Source organism: Stenotrophomonas sp. 05L44_2, assembly GCF_056665995.1.
In genome coordinates this window covers 1-2,367 of sequence record NZ_JBFTNR010000655.1, presented here as the reverse complement: position 1 = coordinate 2,367, position 2,367 = coordinate 1, and the positions used below count along the sequence as shown (strand labels likewise).

At 64.7% G+C, this 2,367-nt stretch carries 4 protein-coding genes and 1 pseudogene; all 5 read right to left on the bottom strand.

The window, feature by feature from the left end; translation table 11 throughout:
• Positions 1-272 (bottom strand): annotated as a pseudogene (locus AC1VAN_RS18835) (hypothetical protein); the annotation flags it as partial.
• A complete protein-coding gene (locus tag AC1VAN_RS18830; RefSeq protein WP_442251227.1) occupies positions 272-760 on the bottom strand; it encodes a hypothetical protein in 489 nt (162 codons plus the stop codon). The gene AC1VAN_RS18830 and the pseudogene AC1VAN_RS18835, both read right to left, overlap by 1 nt.
• Entirely contained in the window at positions 757-1,245 is a 489-nt protein-coding gene (locus AC1VAN_RS18825; protein ID WP_442251228.1) for a hypothetical protein, read from the bottom strand. Before AC1VAN_RS18825 ends, AC1VAN_RS18830 begins: the two co-directional genes overlap by 4 nt.
• The gene (locus AC1VAN_RS18820) at positions 1,245-1,820 is read right to left on the bottom strand and encodes a hypothetical protein (RefSeq protein WP_442251229.1); all 576 of its coding nucleotides are present in this window, start codon (positions 1,818-1,820) and stop codon (positions 1,245-1,247) included. The genes AC1VAN_RS18825 and AC1VAN_RS18820 overlap by 1 nt, the downstream gene beginning before the upstream one ends.
• Positions 1,817-2,367: hypothetical protein (locus AC1VAN_RS18815; protein ID WP_480986439.1), on the bottom strand; the 551-nt coding region annotated here is incomplete at its 5' end. The genes AC1VAN_RS18820 and AC1VAN_RS18815, both read right to left, overlap by 4 nt.

Below are 2,367 nucleotides of genomic sequence, written 5' to 3'. Positions count from 1 at the left end.
TCCGTAAGGCGCGACCGCGTAGCCGACACGAAGTCGGCGATATCGCGGGTACGGCGCGGGTTGTCGAATACCTGATTGATCCGGCCCTGCGACTYGCGGATCCGCTCCTGGCGTTCCATCTCCATGCGCGCGGCGATATCCGCCGCCGACTCGCCCTGCTTCGCCGTCTTGGTCAGGCCCAGCGGGTCGAGGAACTTCCCCGCGCCCGACTTCTGGACCAGGCCCGTCGGGTCTGCCCAGTTGCCCTTGCCGATATTGCCGCCGCCGGCCATCAGCCCGCCTCCTTGGTGCGTGCGAACAGGACCGCATCGGCGCCATTGGCGCAGTAGCGGCTCAGGGTTGCCTCACGGCGGTAGCCGAGCGAGCGCTCGTACCATTCGAAGGTCTTGTCGCGGCCGGCCAGGCCGTAGAGCTGCAGGCGGTGCACCTCGGGGCGCGCCAGCATCCGGTCGTTGAGCTTCCGCGTGACGCGGGTGATGTGCCACCAGTGTTTATCCCAGCCGTCCATGGTCCCGAGCTGCCAACCCTCCCATACGCCAGGGCGGACCTGCCAGAATCCACCGGCCACCACCGGCGTGTAGTCGGCCAGGATGACGAACTTCGGGCCATGCACAGCAGCCATTTTCAGAATGGCCTGCTCCGGGTCGTACTCGGTCAGCCCCGTCATGGCCAGATCCTGCTCGATCTCGTCCGGGCGCATGTTCCGCGCCAAGTAGACCAGCTCCTCGATCATCACCTGGTTGTGGACAGTGATGGTCATGGCCCATTCCCGAAATCGAAGAAGCTCAGGGACGCCTGCGTCAGCGCCCACTTCTGCCCCGGCGCGAAGTCGACGCGCAGGCTGAAGGTTGGCGCCGACAGCGGGAACGGGATCACGCCGCCGGGCAGTGTGTCCGCATCGACCGTGTACGGCTCGGTGAACGCAGCGACATTGCGCTGGTCGTAGCCGATGCTGATGCTGGGCGTGCCCTGGCTCACGATGTCGAAACCCTCCATCATCTTGGTGACGCTCGGCGTCCCGAAGTCCAGCCACGGCCACCAGACCGTGCCACCGAACGGGATCGACTCGCCGCCAACGTCGTCGCCCAAGGCAAAATCGCTGACTGCGCTGATTTCATCCCCGTGCCGGATATAGAGATCATTCCCCAGTTGCGCGAAGGCATCCACGGAGAATGGGAACAGGTAGCGGCTCCAGGCGCCCTGCTTGCCCGAGCGCATCGTGTAGACGAACACCGTCGACTGCATCACGCACCTCCGAAGCCGAACTGGAGCCGGCCACCCGTAGACATGCAGAGCGTGGCCAGGCCGCCGCAGGGGGGATTGGCACTCAGCAGGTACTCGGTCTGGTATCGGTCACGCTGCTGGCGGTAGTAGAGCGCCCCAGCGCGCAGGTAGCCGAGAATCACGTCGGAATTGCTGGTCTGGGTCGGCCGCTTGTCGTCCAGCGTCAGGCGCGGGTTGATCATCCCCGCAAAGGACGTGAACACCATCCCAGGCACCGAACTGTCATACCACCACAGCCACGCCAGGCCCGACTGCACGAACGCGATGGCCGGCTGCATGTTCTGGTCGAAGGCCAGCGCCACCGATGTGATGCCCGGCCGGATGAACGCCGGTTGCTCGTTCCCGCCGTCCGGCCCCAGGTACACCACGTCGCCGTCCACGCGAACACGCCACAGCTTCACCCGCAGGCCCTGCGACGCATCGTTCAGCGCCACGCCGCCCATCTCGAAGTCGATCAGCGGCTGTAGCGTCGAGTTGACCCGCTCGACGTTCGGCGCGGGTACCGGGGTGGTGGAGAGGCCGCCAGCGGGGATCATGGGGTGTAGCGCCCCCAGCTCATGCGTACGGTGAAAGTTGCGACCGTCTGGCTGTTCTTGGGCAGCTTCGGAGTCAGCCCCCATGCCCATACACCGAACATCCTCTGAGCGCCGGATGGGTCACCCGTAGCAAAGAAGCACCCGACTCCACCCACAACGTTCGCGTCATTCAATCCGCAGTCGAAACGGAAGGAGCGCGAGTAGCTGCCCGTGACATAGGTGAGCGCGGCAAGCGCGCCAGCCGGAACGGGATTTGTGATCGACGAGTTCTGGGCAGGAAGCGTGTCCGCAACGTTTGGGCTCGTACTGCTTTCACCAGTCGTACGTGGGCCAATTTCATAGCCCACATTACGGTACCAGCAGTCGTCATAGGCAGCAGCCGTCAGGGGGCGCGCAATCCAGCTATAGCTGACGGAGGCAATCGTGATGGTGCCAGTCGCGTCGGCCAGCGTGGGGTAGAGCCGGAGCTCGTAGGTAACATCTAGCACCTCATCCGAAAGAATGGTGATAGTCGTAGGGCTACCGCCGCCGTCCAGAATGAGCGCCC